This window comes from Arthrobacter sp. PTI12 (assembly GCF_056679915.1).
This window is the reverse complement of the sequence record NZ_CM155256.1, coordinates 52,294-69,502: the sequence shown is the minus strand read 5'-3', so window position 1 is coordinate 69,502 and position 17,209 is coordinate 52,294. Positions and strand designations below refer to the sequence as shown.

The following is a 17,209-nucleotide window of genomic DNA, read 5'->3' as shown; positions in this document are numbered from 1 at the left end:
CAATAGATTAGGACCATGGCCAAGCTCACACCGCTCCAGCAACTTGCCGAGCAGCACCGCGTCGGAATCACCTTCAAGGGCTGGGACGGCACGCCGCAGACGGTGAGCGATGAAACACTGATCGCGGTCCTCACCGCCCTCGGTGTGCCCTGTGCAACGAACGACGACGTCGCCGCCTCCCTCCGCGCAGCCGAACGTGCGCCGTGGCTGCGCACGCTGCCTGCCGCCGTCGTCATCCGGGACGGTGACGCCACCACAGTTCCGGTCACCGTGCCGGCCGGCGCCACGCCCTCTATTCACGTCCTGCTGGAAGACGGAACCGAGCGAATGCTGCCTGCGGGTTCCGCACGCACCCGCGAGGTGAACGGGACAGTGGCCAGCCGGTTCATGGTGGAGATCCCGCTCGATCTCCCGCTTGGTTGGCACACCCTCACGGTTGGGTTCGAATCCGGTACCGCCGACTGCGCGCTCGTTGTGACACCGAGAAAGCTCACCACCGCCGATTCCCTGACGCGGACGTGGGGACTGATGGCCCAGCTGTACTCGGTGCGGTCACGGTCCTCGTGGGGCATCGGGGACCTCGATGACCTTGCGAGGCTGGCGGAAATCTCAGCTGACAAGGGCGCCGGGTTCGTGCTGATCAACCCGCTTCATGCCGCCCAGCCCAAACCGCCGGTCGAGGCGTCCCCCTACCTGCCGACAACGCGCCGGTTCTTCAATCCCATCTACCTGCGGGTGGAGAACGTCGTCGAGTTGGGGGACCTACCGGAGGCGCAGGCGCACACCATCGACGATCTGGCGGCAGAGTTCCGGGCCGCAAACGAGAACGCGGACATCATCGACCGGGATCCGAGTTATGCTGCCAAGCTGCAGGCACTCGAACTCGTGTTCACTGTCCCACGGCAGCCGCAGCGCGAGGATGCGTTTCAACGCTTCCGTTCCGAAGCCGGTCCCGGGCTGGAGAACTTTGCCCTGTGGTCCGCGCTCGCAGAAACGCTCCCCGAAGGTGCTGCGGAGTGGAGCGATCCGGAGTTCCTTGAGGCACAGCGGACCGTGCTCGAGGACCGCATTGAGTTCCACGCCTGGCTGCAGTGGTTGTGCGACGAGCAGCTCGAAGCCGTTCAGCAGGCCGCAATGGAAGCCGGCATGAACCTCGGCATCATGCATGATCTCGCGGTGGGCGTTCACCCCGCAGGTGCTGACGCCTGGACCCTGCGTGACGTTCTGGCGTCCGGCATCAGCGTCGGCGCGCCGCCGGACATGTTCAATCAGCAGGGCCAGGACTGGGCGCAGCCGCCCTGGCACCCGGAGCGGCTCGCAGAGTCCGGCTATGCCGCATACCGAGACATGCTGCGCACCATCCTGCGCCACGCGGGCGGCATCCGGATCGACCATATCCTCGGCCTGTTCCGCCTGTGGTGGATCCCGCAGGGTTCGATGCCCGGCGACGGCGCTTACGTGTACTACGACCATGAGGCGCTCATCGGCATTCTTGCCCTTGAGGCGGCGCGGGCGGGTGCCGTTGTTGTCGGTGAGGACCTGGGCGTCTTCGAGCCGGGCGTCCAGGAGTACCTGGCAGAGCGCGGGGTGCTCGGGACTTCCATCCTCTGGTTCGAGTACGACGACGACGAGCCGCGCCCTGCCGAGCAGTACCGGACGGCGTGCCTCACCACCGTCACCACCCATGACCTGCCGCCGAGCGCGGGCTATCTCGCGGGCAGGCACGTTGAACTGCGCGAGCAGCTCGGTCTGCTGGGCCGGCCTGTGGAGGAAGAGAAGTCCGCCGACCGGCAGGCTCAGGAGCGGGTGCTTTCGCTTGTACGGTCCACGACCGGCTCTGTGCCCGCGACCGTGCAGGAGACAGTCGAGGCAATGCACTCCTTCATTGCGCAAACCCCGTCGGTGCTGCTCGGGGTGGCGCTCACCGACGCGGTAGGCGAGGAACGCACGCAGAACCAGCCGGGAACCACCGCCGAGCAGTATCCCAACTGGCAGGTTCCGCTGGCGGGGCCGGCCGGCGTCGTGCTCGTTGAGGACCTGCCGGACCTGGAGCGGTTCGATGACCTGGTGCGCGCTCTTCAACGGTGAACCGGTTCTACCGCTTACCGCACCAGAGTGACCGTTCACCGCACACCGATGTTGTTTGCCTCAGGCAATATGTGAGCTAATGCACAATATTCCATGGTGGGGGCCAAGGGGACGACGGCGTCCACAAGTAGAGGGAGAGGCATTCCGTTCATGAGCTGGCTCGATAGGGAACACACAATAGCTCCACCCGGATTCAACCGTTGGCTGATCCCGCCCGCGGCACTCGCGGTGCACCTGTGCATCGGCCAGGCTTACGCCACCAGCGTCTACAAGACTGCCCTCGTGGAGCACTTCGATGCGAGCCTGACTGAGATAGGCCTGATCTTCTCCATAGCGATCGTCATGCTCGGACTGTCCGCCGCGGTGATGGGCACGTGGGTGGACCGCAACGGTCCGCGCAAGGCCATGTTCACCTCGGCCATGTTCTGGGTGAGCGGGTTCCTCGTTGGAGCCCTCGGCATCTTCACCAACCAGCTCTGGCTCGTATACCTCGGGTACGGCGTGATTGGCGGAATCGGGCTGGGTATCGGCTACATCTCGCCTGTCTCCACACTGATCAAATGGTTCCCCGACCGGCCGGGACTGGCTACCGGAATGGCGATCATGGGCTTTGGCGGCGGTGCGCTGATCGCGAGCCCACTGTCCACCCAGCTGCTGAGGATGTTCGACCCGGAGTCGGGTACCGAGGGTTGGGTCGCCAGCGGTGAGGCTGTCGGCATGCTCTTCGTGACCCTCGCGGTGATCTACCTCATTTACATGGTCTTCGGAGCCTTCACCATCAAGGTTCCCGCTGCCGACTGGCGGCCGGACGGCTTCGACCCGAGCACCCGGAAGACCAGTGCACTGGTCACCAGCGACAATGTTTCCGCGAAGAACGCCATCCGTACCAAGCAGTTCTGGCTGATCTGGATCGCGCTGTTCTGCAACGTGACCGCGGGAATCGGAATTCTTGAGCAGGCTGCCCCAATGATCCAGGACTTCTTCCGGCAGTCAGACGGCGTCAGCGCCGTGTCCGCGGCTGTAGCGGGCGGCTTCGTAGGCCTGCTGTCCATCGGCAACATGGCGGGTCGCTTCGGATGGTCGACCCTGTCCGACCACATTGGCCGCAAGCGCATTTACATGATCTATCTGGGCGTCGGCGCTGTCCTCTATACCGTTCTTGCTCTCGCAGGCTCCTCCACCACGGTGCTCTACGTGCTGTTGGCCTTCGTGATCATTTCCTTCTACGGCGGCGGCTTCTCCACGGTGCCCGCGTACCTCCGCGATCTCTTCGGCACGTTTGAGGTGGGTGCAATCCACGGCCGCCTCCTGACCGCCTGGTCAGCCGCCGGTATTGCCGGACCGCTGATCGTGAATGGTTTCCTCGATGCACGAGGCACCCCCGGAGAGCTTGTCGCCGCCGACTATCAGCCGGCCCTGCTGACCATGGTTGGCCTACTGATCATCGGATTCATCGCCAACCTGATGATCAAGTCCGTGGACTCACGATTCCACGAACCGAAGAAGACCGCCGAACCCGCAATGGAGGCATGAGATGGAAATGAGCAAGGCTCGACTGACTTTTGTTTGGGCGCTGGTTGCAGTGCCCCTGGCCTACGGGATCTTCACCACCCTCACCAGGGTTGCCGCGCTCTTTACCGGCTAGCTGCGCTGGAACTGAGGTGTACGCCGGCGTCGTCGATTCGTTCGACGGCGTCGGCGGCCTCATAGAAGTTGTTGCCGATGCCGGTGCCATCCACATGGATGTAACCGAGGCGAAGGAGACGCTGCGCGCGTTCCTCGTCCACCTCCTCCGTGCTGAAGGCGCCTGCGAGGAAACTGACGAGTCCGCCTCGCTCCTGCGTTTGGCCTTCCGGGGTGACTGCCTGCGGATCACCCATTTTGACGCTCTTCACCGTGCCGATCTTCTTGCCCTCGGCATTGATGACGTCCATACCTTCTCGAACTTCACTGAGGTCATTCATCGGTGAATCTCCATTCTGTTCGGGTATACGTCCTTTCACCCTAGAACGGAGACGCCGCCGCGGTCGAGGGCAGCGCAACGGCAGACGCGCAGCAGCAGCGCAGCGAAACAGCAAAAGCGCCGGTGCGTGGCAGGAACGTGGGGACATCCCCACAATCGTGTCACTCACCGGCGCTTCTGGTCGACGGGAGCTATTCACCGGCGCTTCTGCGCGGACGTCAGCGCGTGGAGGCAAGCTCCGCCGTCGGGATGGCTTCCTTCGCGGGGAACGACGGCGGGTGGACACCCGCCATCTCCTCCATGACGCGTACTACCTGGCAGCTGTAGCCGAACTCGTTGTCATACCAGACGTAGAGGACCAGGTTCTTGTCATTGCAGATGGTCGCGAGGCCGTCGACCGTGCCGGAGCGGCGTGAACCGACGAAGTCGGTGGAGACAACGTCAGGGGAGTCGATGTAGTCCAACTGCTTGCGCAGGTCGGAGTGCAGCGACATCTCTCGGAGGTAGTCGTTGACGTCGTCCTTGGTGGTCACGTTCTCAAGCGACAGGTTCAGGATCGCGATGGAGACGTCCGGGGTGGGTACGCGGATGGAGCTGCCCGTGAGCTTGCCCTGCAGTTCGGGCAGAGCCTTGGCCACGGCTTTGGCCGCACCCGTCTCGGTGATGACCATGTTCAGGGCAGCCGAACGGCCGCGGCGGTCGCCCTTGTGGAAGTTGTCGATCAGGTTCTGGTCATTGGTGAAGGAGTGCACCGTCTCCACATGCCCGTGCACTACGCCGAACTCGTCGTTGATCGCCTTCAGTACGGGGGTAATGGCGTTGGTGGTGCACGATGCGGCAGTGACGATGGTGTCCTCGGCCGCGATGTCCGTGTGATTGATGCCGTGGACGATGTTCTTCAGGCCGCCCTTGCCCGGTGCAGTCAGGAGGACCTTCGCAACACCCTTGCTCTGCAGGTGCTGGCCGAGGCCCTCCTCATCACGCCAGCGGCCGGTGTTGTCGACGACAAGCGCGTTGTTGATGCCGTAGGCGGTGTAGTCGATGGTGGATGGATCATTCGAGTAGATGACCTGGATCCGCACACCGTTGGCGGTAATGGTGTTGGTTTCCTCATCCACCTGGATGCTGCCCTCGAAGGAGCCGTGCACCGAGTCTCGGCGCAGCAGGCTTCCGCGCTTCATGAGGTCATTGTCGGCGCCCTTGCGGACCACGATTGCGCGCAGGCACAGTCCGTGCCCGCCGCCTGCCTTCTCGATGAGCAGCCGGGCCACCAGGCGGCCAATCCGGCCGAAACCATAGAGGACGACGTCGGTGCTCGTCCGTGTGTCGGCACCGCGCTTCCCGACGACGTCGGCGAGTTCTGAGCGGAGGAATTCCTCCAAAGAGGAGGTGCCGTCCTCCTCCTGATGTGACCTGTACTTCTGGGCCAGGCGGGCGACATCAATGGCTGCTGCTCCCAACTCCAGGTCGGCGAGCGTACGCAGCAGCGGTGCGGTCTCTTCGAGGAGCAGCTCTTCCTTGCTCATGCGGCGCGCGAACCGGTGTGCCTTGAGAATGCCCATGGTGGACTTGTTGATAAGGCTGCGTCCATGGATGCTGGTCACCACGTTGTTCTCGCGGTAGAGGCGGCCGATGACGGGAATCATCCCTTCGGCGAGAGCCTCCCGGCTCATCCAGGTGTCGCGGGTGACGGAAGGTTTGTGATCCACGATGATCAGGTCCTCTCTTTCGCCGGGGTGTCCGGCGGTGACGTAAATCTAGGATACTGACCCTGCGACGCCGGACGGAACGCGGGAGGCCGCGAGATGGCCCGTGCGCCACACGGGGCGCGGATTTACGCCGGATGTTGTTAGGCTCTGTGATGAATGGCATATCGGGGGATGCCTGTGCGGCCGGCTCGTACTCGGCGGCATCAGCGGTGAACGGTCGACGTCGCTTCCTGCGCCGTCGTCGCGATAGACGGGGTAGCGATGCACAAAGCAGGACCAGGCACAGAGACGCTCAGCGATCTGCTGTTTCGTGTGGCGGAGGGGGACCAGAGCGCTTTCGCCGGGCTCTATGAACAGATTTCCAAGCGGGTCCATGGACTGGTGCTGCGTGTTGTGCGTAACCACGCGATCTCTGCCGAAGTGGTCCAGGAAGTGTTCCTGATGCTGTGGGTCTCTGCTGACCGGTACAAAGCCGAGCTCGGTTCCCCTGAGGCCTGGATCTTCACGCTTGCACACAGGCGTGCGGTGGACCGTGTGCGCAGCGAGCAACGGTCGGTGGCACGGGATGCGCAGTACGCGCAGAAGGAATACTTCGTTCAGGAGCCCGTGGATGAGCGGGTTCATCACACCCTCATGAGCGAGAGCGTGAAACGCTGCCTCTCCTCCCTGACTGACCTGCAGGCGGAAGCGATCAGGCTTGCCTACTACGGCGGTCTCACCTACACCGAAGTGGCTGAAGCTCTGCAGGTGAAAGTTCCGACCGCCAAGTCCCGTATCCAGTCCGGACTGGTGTGCCTGCGCCACGCAATGGAAGCCGATGGCTACGGAGCGCGCTCGAGGTAGCACAATGGATCTCTACCGGGTCCGCTGGACCCGGCTCCAAGCATGTGTAAAACGGATAGCTGGAAGGCGGCAATGAATCCCTATCTGCAGCAGTGGTTCACCGCCCGTGCGGTAGCTGATACGGCTCTCGATCTCGATGACGTATGGACGGGTTACACCAACCTGGGCGGTTGGTGCGATCGCGTGGAATTCCAGGCCTACCTCTCCGGCCTGGCGCTGATTGACGAACTTCAGCGGGACATGGTGTCGCACGCCGTGAACGAGACACTCGACGGCGTCAGTTCGCCTGCCCGGCGCGCCGCCTACTCGACGGACGACGTATCCCTGGCTACCGGGGTGATCACGGAGAGCAGTTTCGAGAGCTGCACGGATGCTGCGCTGCGAAGGTTCGTGACGTCGTCGTACGCGTATCTTGAAGGCGCTGACGCGGAGCGGCGCCGGCTCGACTCACTGACACAGACGGGCCTCCTCGGAACGCCCGCGGAAGAGCGGTTTGACCGGATCACCCGCGAAGCGCAGCGGGTGTTCGGCGTGAGTTCCGCATCCCTGGCGCTGATCGGCGAGCATCAGCAGTTCATCAAGTCGGTGACGGGACCAATCGGCCAGAACGTGCCGCGGGACATCTCCTTCTGCAACGAGACTATCCGGGAGGAGCGCATGCTCGTGGTGAGGGATGCGCTGGTGCATGAGCAGTTCCGGACAAACCCGCTGGTGCTCGTTCAGCCGCACATCCGCTTCTACGCGGGCTATCCGCTCACCGGTCCCGAGGGGTGGCGCATCGGGTCCCTCTGCATCATCGATGACAAGCCGCGTGCCTTCTCCCTGGAGGATGAAATGGCCCTGCGCATGTTGGCCGGCCAGGCGCAGCGCGAACTTGAAGCGAGCTACTGCTAGCTGCGGGATCCACAGCAGGCCCTCATCCAAACGAACTAGACCGTCCGGGGGAGCCGGTCCTGCGCCTCCGCTGGCTACACTGGCGCAGGAACAATGCGGAGGGTGCTGCACGTCAACATGGTGAAGATACTCAAACGGCTCACCTTCGGGTTGGACTCCGAGGAGCGGCGGTGGGAGCGGCCCGGCCCTACCGGTGACCACCTGCGCCGGGATGTGATCGGCGTCGTCATTTTCTTCCTGGTGAGCGCCCTCGCACTGGAACTGAGCCGCGGCGTAGGGGCTATGGCCGAGGAGCGCAGCCCAGTCTGGCTCCAGCACGCGGTTCTTGCCCTGATGATCTTCCCGCTCGTGTTCAGGCGGCGCTTCCCGGTGCTGGTCATGCTCGTCATGTCAGCGCTGTTCATCATCCTCAGCCTCTGGATTCCGGCGCTCTCACTGCAGCTCTCCTATCAGGTGGCGTACTTCGCGTCGCTGTACTCGGCGGTTGCCTGGGCGAAGGACCGCAGGGTGCTGTGGCTCGGAACCACGGTTGTTGTGGTCGCCATGACGCTGTGGCTCATCCTCTCCCTGACGGTCGCGAATACGTATGACGGGCTGCTGGACCGGGTGGCAGAGGGGGACGAGACCTGGCGCGGGATCTTCGACCCACTGACCTCCGCGGCGCTCTACTACTTCATGGTGAACTTCGCCTATTTCGGCGGCGCCATCCTGGCGGGCATGTCCTCCTGGCGCAATGCTCTCCAGCGGACGCAACTGGCGGACCAGGCAACGCAGATCGCCAGGCAGTCCGCTGAACTTGCACGCCGTGCGGTCATCGAGGAGCGGCTGCGCATTGCCCGCGAACTGCACGACGTCGTTGCACACCACGTGTCGGTCATCGGTGTGCAGGCCGCTGCCGCACGCCGGGTGATGGACCGGAAACCGGAGGTCGCCGCCGAGTCCTTGCGCACCATCGAGCAGGCCAGCCGCCAGGCCGTCACCGACATGCGCAACCTGCTCGGCGTGCTCCGGTCCGAGACGTCAGTACAGAACCCCCACAACGACGACGACGCTCGCCATCCGGAGCCCGGACTCGCCGACATCGCGGCTCTGGCCGGGAACCAGCAGGACGGCGGCCCCGAAGTCACCTTCTCGAGAGTGGAGGACGTGCCGGGGGCACTCGATGAGGTCTCTGCACCGCTCGCGTTGTCGCTGTACCGGACAGCGCAGGAATCATTGACGAACGTCCGCCGGCACTCCACAGCCTCGGCCGCGGTGATGACGCTGCGCACCGGACGCACGGGCGAGCAGCGCTGGGTGGAACTGGAAACCGTGGACAACGGAAGGCCTCGGCAGCGCGTGGCGGCCGGCTCCGGTTACGGGCTGCAGGGTATCCGCGAACGCGTTGCTCTGCACCGCGGCACGGCTGAGATCGGTCCCCGTTCCGACGGCGGCTGGCGGGTACGTGCCCGCTTCCCGCTGCAGTGAGCAACCCACGAATCCAACCGACCTTCCCCCCTCAACCGAAATCTCAGGAAAGAACGTGATGAACACCATCCGCGTGCTGCTCGCCGATGACCAGGGGCTGGTCCGTGCCGGCTTCGCTACCATCCTGTCCATCGAGGAGGACATCGAGGTGGTCGGCCAGGTGACCAACGGGCAGGAGGCGGTGGACTTCGCCGCAGCCAACGACGTCGACATCATCCTCATGGACGTGCAGATGCCGGTACTGGACGGAATCAGGGCCACTGAGCAGATCACGGCAGCGGGCCGGGGGAAGGTCATCATCCTGACCACCTTCGAACGCGATGACTACCTATTCGACGCGATCCGCGCCGGTGCAAGCGGCTTCCTCCTGAAGAATGCCGATCCGGATGACCTTGTCGCGGCGGTTCAGGCAGTCGCCGGCGGGTACGCGCTGCTGGCGCCTGAGGTCACCCTCCGCGTGATCGAGCGCTTTGCCCACCATCTGGAATCCGAAGCACCGGCACCGGTGGCGAAGCAGCCAAGCGCCGGGCAGCTCCGACAGCAGAGCCTGCTTGCCTTACTGACCCAGCGCGAGAAGGAAGTCCTCGAGTGCATGGCCGCGGGCCTGAGCAATGCCGAGCTGGCACGGAAGCTCTTCCTCGCCGAGGCCACCGTGAAATCCCATGTGTCCTCGCTGCTGGCCAAGATCCAGGTCCGGGACCGGGTACAGGCCGTGGTCTTCGCCTATGAGAGCGGGCTCATCCGTCCGGGGGAATAGAGGTTCCGCCTTACGGCTCATCCGCCCTGCATCCTGTTTGCCTACTGTTGATGACAGAAGGCTCAATCGGGAGGAAACCAATGCTGCAGGTGCACAACCTGACCCGGCGCTTCGGTGAGAACACCGCCGTCGACGACGTCAGTTTCACAGTCCCTTCGGGGAAGATGACCGGGTTCGTGGGTGCCAATGGCGCCGGAAAAACCACCACCATGCGCATGATCATGGGTGTGCTCACCGCGCATGCCGGAGCAGTCCTGATGGACGATCGCCCGGTCACGGCGGCTGACCGCGCCACTTTCGGATACATGCCGGAAGAGCGCGGCCTCTACCCGAAACAGCCAATCCTCGACCAGCTCGTCTACCTGGGCCAGCTGCACCGGATGAGCCAGGCGGATGCACGGTCCCGCGCGCAGGACCTGCTCGAGCGGTTCCAGCTCGGCGACCGCGGGAAGGACAAGCTGGAGTCCCTCTCACTCGGCAATCAACAGCGCGTCCAGATCGCGGCGTCGCTCCTGCACAGGCCATCGGTCCTCATCCTCGATGAACCGTTCTCCGGGCTCGATCCCGTTGCCGTGGACTCCATGGTGGACCTGCTTCGCGAGCACACCGCGCAGGGTGTCCCGGTCCTTTTCTCGAGTCATCAGCTCGACCTGGTGGACCGCCTCTGCGACAACCTTGTGGTGTTGCAAGAGGGGCGGCTGGTCGCTGCCGGCACCGGGGATGACCTGCGCGCCACGGCTCCCCGCCGGCACAGGCTGACGGTCTCGCCCGACGCCGGGTGGGTCCGGGAGGAAGCCGGAGTGACGGTCATCGACGTCGCGGGCCGGGATGCCGTCGTCGAGCTGGAGAACGACGATGACGCGCAGCGGCTGCTTGTCGCCGCCATGGCACGCGGAAGCGTGCATGAATTCAGCAGGATCAGGCCGAGCCTGAGCGAAATCTACCGGGGGGTATCCCAGTGAGCACCGAAACAACTGAGCGGCGCGTGCAGCCGGGGGCGCCGTCGTCGTCCTCGTCGGATCGCAACGCCCAGCCGGCCTGGCTGATTGTCACCCTGCGTGAGGTGATGGTGAAGGCAAAGGACCGCGGATTCGCGATCTCCACCATCGTGACGCTGGTACTGATTGTTGCCGGCGTCGTGTTCAACGCCTACATGTCCAGCCGCGGTGAGGACTTTACGGTGGCTGTGACCTCGGAGGCTGGACAGTCGGTGACCGCGCTCGCGGACGAGGACGGCCGGGCCGACGACGGCAACACGACGTTCACGGCGATCGTCGTTGAGTCGGAGGAAGCAGCACTCGAGGAAGTCCGGTCAGAGGAAGCCGACGCTGCGCTCATTCGGGACGGTGACGGTGCGTGGACGCTGACGGGCAGGAACGAGATTCCCAGGAGTCTGAGTGCCGGGATCAGCGCGTCGCTGGAGGCTTACATGCTGGAAGCGAATGCAGCTGCGGCCGGAACGTCAGCAGAGGAGTTGCTGGCAGGTTCCGAGCTGGAGGAATCGTTGCTCGACGGGAACGCGGAGGATCAGGCCGTGGCAGACGTGGCCGGTTTTGCCTTCAGCTTCCTCTTCTACATGGCGTCCATCATCTTCGGAATGGCCATCGCCAATTCGGTTGTGGAGGAGAAGCAGAACCGGGTCGTCGAGATCCTCGCGACTGCAATACCCGTGCGGCAGCTGTTGTACGGCAAGGTCCTGGGAAATACCATCCTGGCCATGGTGCAGCTCGCGCTGTACGGCGGGGCGGCACTGTTGGCCCTGAACCTGACTGATACGGCGGACCTCGTGGGGAGCATCATTCCGGCGTCGGGATGGTTCATGGTGTTCTTCCTCTTCGGTTTCCTGATCCTCGCCTCGATGTGGGCGGTACTCGGTTCGCTGGCCAGCCGGCCGGAGGACCTGACCAGCAGCTCGACGCCGGTGATGGCGCTGATCTTCGCCGCGCTGGGCGCGGGGTTGTTCGCTTCGGGGCAACTGTTGGTGGTGGCGTCCTACGTGCCGGTGGTGTCATCGGTGGCCATGCCGATCCGCATGCTGAACTCCGAGGTCGCGCTGTGGGAGCCGATCCTGTCCCTGGGGATCGCGCTCGCGGCCGCGGCAGCTCTGCTTCACCTCGGCGAGAAGATCTACCGCCGGGCCATCATGCAGGGCGGCGGCGCGCTGTCACTACGCAAGGCCATGAAGCTGGAGCAGTAGGGGTCTGGTTGCAGTTTCCGCTTTCCGCCCGGGCCGTTCGCGGGGGACAATTCCCTGTGGAACCACGTTGTCATCGCAGGACGCCCACGCACTCGAAAGAAGGAAACGGTCATGGCTGGATTTGGATCGCTCGGCAAAATCGCAATGGGACTTGCGCGTAATCCCAAGGTCAGGGAAGCCCTCAATAGCCCTCAGGCGAGGCAGATGGGCAGCAAGGTTGTGGATCGGGTAGCCGAGGCCGCAGACAAAGCCACCAAGGGTAAGCACCAGGACAAGATCCAGAACGCCCGCGGTCAGGCCCAGAAGCATTTGGGCGGCCCGGGGGACGAACACCAGGGCCCGCGCCCCTGAGCATTGACCGAAGCAGCGGATTTCATTGACGCCGCGCTCCAGCGGGAAGCCTCGTGGGAGCGGGCAGATGCGCTGAACTCGCTGGACGACGGACTCCGCTACTACGGCGCTTCGGTCGGCGCTGTCCGGGGCGCCGTTCGTGATGCCCGCCGCAAGTTCCGGCATCTGACACACGATGAGGTGGCCTTTCTCAGCTCCGAGCTCTGGGGCAACTCGCCGGTGTTCGAGCGGCGGCTCGCTGCAGTGGTCCTTCTGCAGTCGAGCGTTCCCATGCTCCGGAACACTGACCTGACGAGGATTGAAGGTTTTCTGCGGGAGTCGCGGACGGAATCTCTGGCCGCTCCGCTGGCGGCCGACGTCGTCCGGCCACTGGTTGCACGCCTCACGGGACAGGAGCGCATGAAGGCGTTGGCCGTCGTCGGCCGTTGGGCGCAGGACCAGGAACCTATGCTGCGCAGGGCCGCAGGAGTGGTCCGGCAATCCCTTCCCGCCTGAATGAAACATTGCGTCATAAAGAGAAGTATCAGGTAGGGGTATTCGCGTTAGGCTCCATCAATGACGCATACCCAGCGATCGATCCCCGTGCTCGATCTCAGCACAGCCCGCCGCCCCGACGGCTCTTTCGACCAGGACTTCATCGAGCAGCTGCGCGAAGCCGCCCATGCCGTGGGGTTCTTCCAGATCATCAACTACGGCGCCGCTCCGTCCCAGGTGGATGACCTGTTCAGCGGGATGAAGCAGTTCTTTGATCTACCGGTGGAGGAGCGGCTCGCACTCGATAACCGCAACTCCCCGCACTTCCGGGGCTATGCCCGGCTCGGAACCGAGGTGACGCGCGGGCGCGCGGACTCCCGCGAGCAGATCGACTTTTCCCCCGAGCGCGAGCCGGTTCCCGACTACCCGGAGGACCAGCCGTACTGGCTGCTTCAGGGGCCCAACCAGTGGCCGGGAGAGAGCCTGCCGGAGCTCGAGAGCCGGGCGATGGGCTGGGCTGACCTGATGTCCGAGGTCGGTGCGGAGCTGTTGTCGGCGATCGCCGTTGCCTTGGGCCAGCCGGAGGAGCACTTTGCGGACCTCTTCGAGTCCACTCCGGCCTGGATGGCCAAGCTCGTGCACTATGTCGGCGGGCTGGAGGGTGCCGGCAGCCAGGGCGTCGGGCTCCATGCCGACTACGGCTTTGTGACGCTGCTCCTGCAGGACGAGGTGGGCGGACTTGAGGTGCTTCCGCCCGGTACGGACACCCCGATTCCGGTCGAGCCCATTCCGGGGGCGCTGGTGGTGAATCTCGGCGAGATGCTGGAAGTGGCCACCGGAGGCTACCTCGCAGCGACAATTCACCAGGTGCAGGCGCCGCCGCCCGGAGTGGACCGCTACTCCGTCCCGTTCTTCTGGTCGCCGCGCCTTGACGCGGTGGTCCAGCCCGTTTCGCTTCCGCCCGAGTTGCAGGCTGCAGCCCGCGGGATCTCCGATGATCCAGACAACCCCATGCTGTCCTCCTACGGCATGAACGTGCTCAAGGGGCGGGTGCGTGCCCACCCCGACGTCGCCGAACTGCACCATCCGGAGCTGGGAAAGGTTCTCTCCAAGCGCTGATCAGAGAAAGCGTCACGTCAGCCGGCGGCGCTTGGGGAGCGGGATGCGGTCGAGGTCGTTGGCCGCGATAACCAACGTGCTGTTGGCATTTGCACCGACGACGGCGGCACTTGCCTGATCTTTCAGCACTCCGACATCCGGGTAGCGGGACGAGAAGTGCGTGAGCACCAGCGTGCGTGCGTGTCCGTTCGCGGCCAGCGTGCCGGCCTGTCCCGCGGTGAGGTGCAGGTACTCGGCGGCGAGGCCGTCGTCGTCGTCGCTGAACGTGGACTCTGCAACCAGGAGGTCCGCGTCCTCGGCGAGTGCGTCGGCGCCCTCACACTCAGCGGTGTCCATGACAAAAGCGAAGGTTTGCCCCGGCTTCGGGACGCTGACCTCCTCAAGCGCAGTGTCGCCGATCCGCCCCTCGCGCTGCAGGCGGCCGACGTCCGGACCCGTGATTCCTGCCGCGATCAGGCGTTCCGGCACCAGGCTCCGCGACGCCGGTTCGCTGAGCCGGTAGCCGTAGGCCTCAATTCGGTGCCGCAAGGGTTGCACCTCAAGCCCGTCGGCGACGGCACCGGCGGATCCGTGTGGGCTGAGCCGGAGGTCGAGACCCGGCGTCGCGAGGGAGACGAGGGCGCGGACTGCTTCCTCGCCGGACGCGGGGTAGTGCAGATGCACCGGGTGGGTGACGCCGTCGAGCACCATGCGCGAGAGTACGCCCGGCAGGCCGAAGCAGTGGTCGCCGTGCAGGTGGGTCAGGCAGATGCGGGTGACGCTGGACGCGCTGACTCCGGCGTAGGTCATCTGGCGCTGGGTGCCCTCGCCCGGATCGAAGAGCAGCCCCTCGCCGTCCCAGCGCAGGAGGTACCCGTTGTGGTTGCGGGTCCGGGTGGGAACCTGGGAGGCGGTGCCGAGGATCACGAGTTCGCGCATGGAGTCGAGTCTGTCAGCTCACACTTCGGGCTCGTAGCCGATGAGCCAGTGGAGCCCGTGACGGTCAATGACCTGTCCGTCGGAGGCGCCCCACGGTTTTGGTGCGAGGGGATCGACCACGGTGCCGCCGTCGGCCAGTTTGTTGAACCAGGTATGGAGAACAGCCGGTTCAGCGGTTCCCAGCAAAGAGAGCATCATGCCCTCGAACCGGACGCTCTTGTCCCCGGCTCCAGCATCCGAACCGGCCAAAGCAACTACGCCGTTGAGCTCTCCGTGGGCAATGGCATCAGGAGTGCCCTCGCTCCTGCTGAACTCCTCATGCGTATACAGGGCGAGCTCTCCGCCGAAGACGCCGGCGTAGAAGCTCAGGGCTTCACGCGCAGTACCGGGGAAACTCACATATACCTTCGGCGCTGTCATTGGCTCAGCCTACTCAAACGGGCGAGGTTCGCTCCTCGTTTCCGGATCCGGACAGTTCGGCCAGTCGCTTCAGTTCGAGCAGTTGCTTGCGCATCATGAACAAGTCTCCCCACGCGAGGACGTACCTGCGGAGCCTCCTCAGCGGTCCGGGAGGCGGGGGAACAAGACCCAGGCGAATAGTTCAACAGGTGCGGCATCAACGTCGATGGCTCTCACCCAGCGCTCGCCCGGACTGACCACCGGAAAATTTTGTGGGGCCAGCTCATCAAGGGAGCCGTTCGGATACCACCACCACGGGATGCGTTGCGGCTTCCTGCGATTCGGCTGCATGGGTCGAGTCTGCCACCGCTGACGGGGATGTCCAGCATCCCCACCGGGCCGCAGCGAGCGGTAACGTTGATGTACTACGGCGGCGGAAATCGCAGGAGGAATCATGGACGGCGAAACCGGTCCAGAGAACGATGTTCAGGACGGCCTGCAGAACGAGCACCACCCGGTGTCGCGGGATCCCGAGCCGGTGGGTCGGGATGATCGGCCGGACGATGAGGCCGACGGCGAGGCTCGCGGCGTCAACGAAGCCGCCGGACCGGCCGAAGAAGAGGACCGCGACGCTGAGGATGATCGCGATCTGACGACAGACACCAGCCCCAGCGACTAGCGCTGCTCGGTGGTCTGATCCGCCGGCACGTCGAACGCGCGCCAGCCGCCTTTGCGAAAGACCGGGGTCCCCACAAGCAGTACGACGACGGTGAGCGCCACGGTGCCGAGCATGACAACCGCCATGGATCTGGCGTCACCTCCGAGTAGGCCCACGAGCGGGCTCACGATTCCTGCTACCCCTGACTGCAGCGCGCCGATAACGGCTGCAGCCGTACCCGCCATGTGCCCGTAGGAGTTGAGCGCGAGAACCGATGCGTTGGCCGGAATCATGCCCTGGGTGCCAAGGACCAGCCACAGCGCTGCGCACAGCCCGATGACACCGCCGAAGCCGGTCGCCGCCACGGCGACAAGAATCAGGGCGAAAACGAGTTGCGCAACGGACGCGGTGCGCAGCAGCCTGGCCGGCGCAACCTTGCGGACCAGCGACGCGTTCAGCTGGGCGGACAGCACCAGGGCAACGCCGTTAAGCGCGAACACCAGTGCAAACTGGCCCTGGCTGAGGCCGTATTGGTCCTGAAATACAAAGGGGGAACCGACCACGTAGCTCATGATCACGCCCAGCCCCAGTCCGGGAATCACAGCGAGGGACATGAAGCGGACGTTCCTCAGCAGCTGCCAGTAGCCACCGGCCACCCGGGCGGGCCGTGCGGGCCGGCGCCGTTCAACCGGAAGCGTTTCGGGCATGAACCGCCAGACGATCACCACGAGGGCTGCGCCGATGAGCGCAAGCGCGTAAAACACCGCGCGCCATTCCCAGACGCCGGCGATGGCTTGCCCGATGGTGGGAGCGAAGAGCGGTGCAACGCCGATCACGAGCATGAGGCGGGAGAGGAGCCGTGCCGCATCAGACCCGACAAACCGGTCACGGATGACCGCGATGGCGACGACGGCGGCGGCAGCGTTGAAGAAGCCCTGCAGCACCCGCAGCACAATCAGCGTGCCGATGTCCGGCGCGATCGAGCAGAGCAGCGAGATGACCACGTGCAGCGTGATCCCGACAAGGAGTGGGAGCCGCCGACCGAAGCGGTCGGACAATGGGCCGATCACCAGTTGCCCGACACCGCCGCCCAGCAGCATGCCGGACAGCGTGAACTGCACGGCCGCCTGGCTCGCCTGTAGGTCCTCCGCTACCGCGGGAAGCGAGGGTAGATACATGTCGGTGGTGACCGCGGGCAGCGCGGCCAAGGCGCCCAGCATCAGGATGTACTTGATCCCGGGTACATAGCGGGGAGTTTGGGCCTGGGGCGCAGGCAGTTCAGTCACCCGATCAACTGTAAACCGATTATGAGCCGCGCGGCGGGGGAGTTGAAACGTTACGCGGCCACCGCCATGCCTCCCCGCTAGGGTTG

General features: G+C 64.7%; 18 protein-coding genes. 13 read left to right on the top strand and 5 right to left on the bottom strand.

Features of this window, described 5'->3' with window-relative positions:
- Positions 1 to 15 precede the first annotated feature (15 nt).
- From malQ to AC1MBU_RS00335, 3 genes are all read left to right on the top strand, one after another.
- Positions 16 to 2,088 (top strand): 4-alpha-glucanotransferase, encoded by a 2,073-nt coding sequence (gene malQ / locus AC1MBU_RS00345; RefSeq protein ID WP_479788054.1) that lies wholly within the window; start codon positions 16 to 18, stop codon positions 2,086 to 2,088.
- A gap of 150 nt (positions 2,089 to 2,238) precedes the next feature.
- A complete protein-coding gene (locus AC1MBU_RS00340) occupies positions 2,239 to 3,621 on the top strand; it encodes an OFA family MFS transporter (protein ID WP_056544968.1) in 1,383 nt (460 codons plus the stop codon).
- A 7-nt stretch (positions 3,622 to 3,628) separates the two neighbouring features.
- Complete coding sequence (locus tag AC1MBU_RS00335) at positions 3,629 to 3,733, top strand: MFS transporter small subunit (RefSeq protein ID WP_428831008.1); 105 nt, start codon at positions 3,629 to 3,631, stop codon at positions 3,731 to 3,733.
- Here the strand turns inward: AC1MBU_RS00335 and AC1MBU_RS00330 are convergent.
- Together AC1MBU_RS00330 and AC1MBU_RS00325 are read right to left on the bottom strand one after the other, a co-directional pair.
- The gene (locus AC1MBU_RS00330) at positions 3,723 to 4,052 is read right to left on the bottom strand and encodes a hypothetical protein (protein ID WP_157358981.1); all 330 of its coding nucleotides are present in this window, start codon (positions 4,050 to 4,052) and stop codon (positions 3,723 to 3,725) included. The two genes, AC1MBU_RS00335 and AC1MBU_RS00330, sit on opposite strands and share 11 nt — an antisense overlap.
- A 217-nt stretch (positions 4,053 to 4,269) precedes the next feature.
- Positions 4,270 to 5,724, bottom strand: coding sequence for a glyceraldehyde-3-phosphate dehydrogenase (locus AC1MBU_RS00325; protein ID WP_479789818.1), 1,455 nt, complete (start codon positions 5,722 to 5,724; stop codon positions 4,270 to 4,272).
- 297 nt (positions 5,725 to 6,021) lie between these two features.
- Between AC1MBU_RS00325 and AC1MBU_RS00320 the strand changes: the two genes are divergently transcribed.
- From AC1MBU_RS00320 to AC1MBU_RS00280, 9 genes are all read left to right on the top strand, one after another.
- Positions 6,022 to 6,603 (top strand): sigma-70 family RNA polymerase sigma factor, encoded by a 582-nt coding sequence (locus AC1MBU_RS00320; RefSeq protein WP_277358678.1) that lies wholly within the window; start codon positions 6,022 to 6,024, stop codon positions 6,601 to 6,603.
- Positions 6,604 to 6,675: 72 nt separating this feature from the next.
- Complete coding sequence (locus AC1MBU_RS00315; RefSeq protein WP_479788050.1) at positions 6,676 to 7,497, top strand: GAF domain-containing protein; 822 nt, start codon at positions 6,676 to 6,678, stop codon at positions 7,495 to 7,497.
- 102 nt (positions 7,498 to 7,599) lie between these two features.
- A complete protein-coding gene (locus AC1MBU_RS00310) occupies positions 7,600 to 8,964 on the top strand; it encodes a sensor histidine kinase (RefSeq protein WP_479788048.1) in 1,365 nt (454 codons plus the stop codon).
- 58 nt (positions 8,965 to 9,022) lie between these two features.
- Positions 9,023 to 9,721 carry a response regulator gene (locus tag AC1MBU_RS00305; RefSeq protein ID WP_479788046.1) on the top strand — a complete coding sequence of 233 codons (699 nt, stop codon included), beginning with the start codon at positions 9,023 to 9,025 and terminating at the stop codon, positions 9,719 to 9,721.
- An 80-nt stretch (positions 9,722 to 9,801) separates the two neighbouring features.
- Complete coding sequence (locus tag AC1MBU_RS00300) at positions 9,802 to 10,683, top strand: ABC transporter ATP-binding protein (RefSeq protein ID WP_479788044.1); 882 nt, start codon at positions 9,802 to 9,804, stop codon at positions 10,681 to 10,683.
- Positions 10,680 to 11,918, top strand: a complete 1,239-nt coding sequence (locus tag AC1MBU_RS00295; RefSeq protein ID WP_479788042.1) for an ABC transporter permease — start codon at positions 10,680 to 10,682, stop codon at positions 11,916 to 11,918. Before AC1MBU_RS00300 ends, AC1MBU_RS00295 begins: the two co-directional genes overlap by 4 nt.
- 111 nt (positions 11,919 to 12,029) lie before the next feature.
- Positions 12,030 to 12,269: an antitoxin gene (locus tag AC1MBU_RS00290; protein WP_479788040.1), complete on the top strand. Its 240-nt coding sequence runs from the start codon at positions 12,030 to 12,032 to the stop codon at positions 12,267 to 12,269.
- A 3-nt stretch (positions 12,270 to 12,272) separates the two neighbouring features.
- Positions 12,273 to 12,764: a DNA alkylation repair protein gene (locus tag AC1MBU_RS00285; protein ID WP_479788038.1), complete on the top strand. Its 492-nt coding sequence runs from the start codon at positions 12,273 to 12,275 to the stop codon at positions 12,762 to 12,764.
- Between the two features lie 60 nt (positions 12,765 to 12,824).
- Positions 12,825 to 13,862, top strand: a complete 1,038-nt coding sequence (locus AC1MBU_RS00280; protein WP_346027519.1) for an isopenicillin N synthase family dioxygenase — start codon at positions 12,825 to 12,827, stop codon at positions 13,860 to 13,862.
- A 12-nt stretch (positions 13,863 to 13,874) separates the two neighbouring features.
- Here the strand turns inward: AC1MBU_RS00280 and AC1MBU_RS00275 are convergent, their stop codons facing one another.
- Together AC1MBU_RS00275 and AC1MBU_RS00270 are read right to left on the bottom strand one after the other, a co-directional pair.
- On the bottom strand, positions 13,875 to 14,780 hold the full coding sequence (locus tag AC1MBU_RS00275) for a ribonuclease Z (protein ID WP_479788036.1): 906 nt from the start codon (positions 14,778 to 14,780) through the stop codon (positions 13,875 to 13,877).
- An 18-nt stretch (positions 14,781 to 14,798) separates the two neighbouring features.
- Positions 14,799 to 15,200 carry a VOC family protein gene (locus AC1MBU_RS00270; RefSeq protein WP_479788035.1) on the bottom strand — a complete coding sequence of 134 codons (402 nt, stop codon included), beginning with the start codon at positions 15,198 to 15,200 and terminating at the stop codon, positions 14,799 to 14,801.
- Between the two features lie 433 nt (positions 15,201 to 15,633).
- Here AC1MBU_RS00270 and AC1MBU_RS00265 point away from each other — a divergent pair, with 433 nt between their 5' ends.
- Positions 15,634 to 15,858 carry a hypothetical protein gene (locus AC1MBU_RS00265; RefSeq protein ID WP_479788033.1) on the top strand — a complete coding sequence of 75 codons (225 nt, stop codon included), beginning with the start codon at positions 15,634 to 15,636 and terminating at the stop codon, positions 15,856 to 15,858.
- Here the strand turns inward: AC1MBU_RS00265 and AC1MBU_RS00260 are convergent.
- The gene (locus AC1MBU_RS00260; protein ID WP_346027516.1) at positions 15,855 to 17,123 is read right to left on the bottom strand and encodes a multidrug effflux MFS transporter; all 1,269 of its coding nucleotides are present in this window, start codon (positions 17,121 to 17,123) and stop codon (positions 15,855 to 15,857) included. The two genes, AC1MBU_RS00265 and AC1MBU_RS00260, sit on opposite strands and share 4 nt — an antisense overlap.
- Between the last annotated feature and the right edge of the window lie 86 nt (positions 17,124 to 17,209).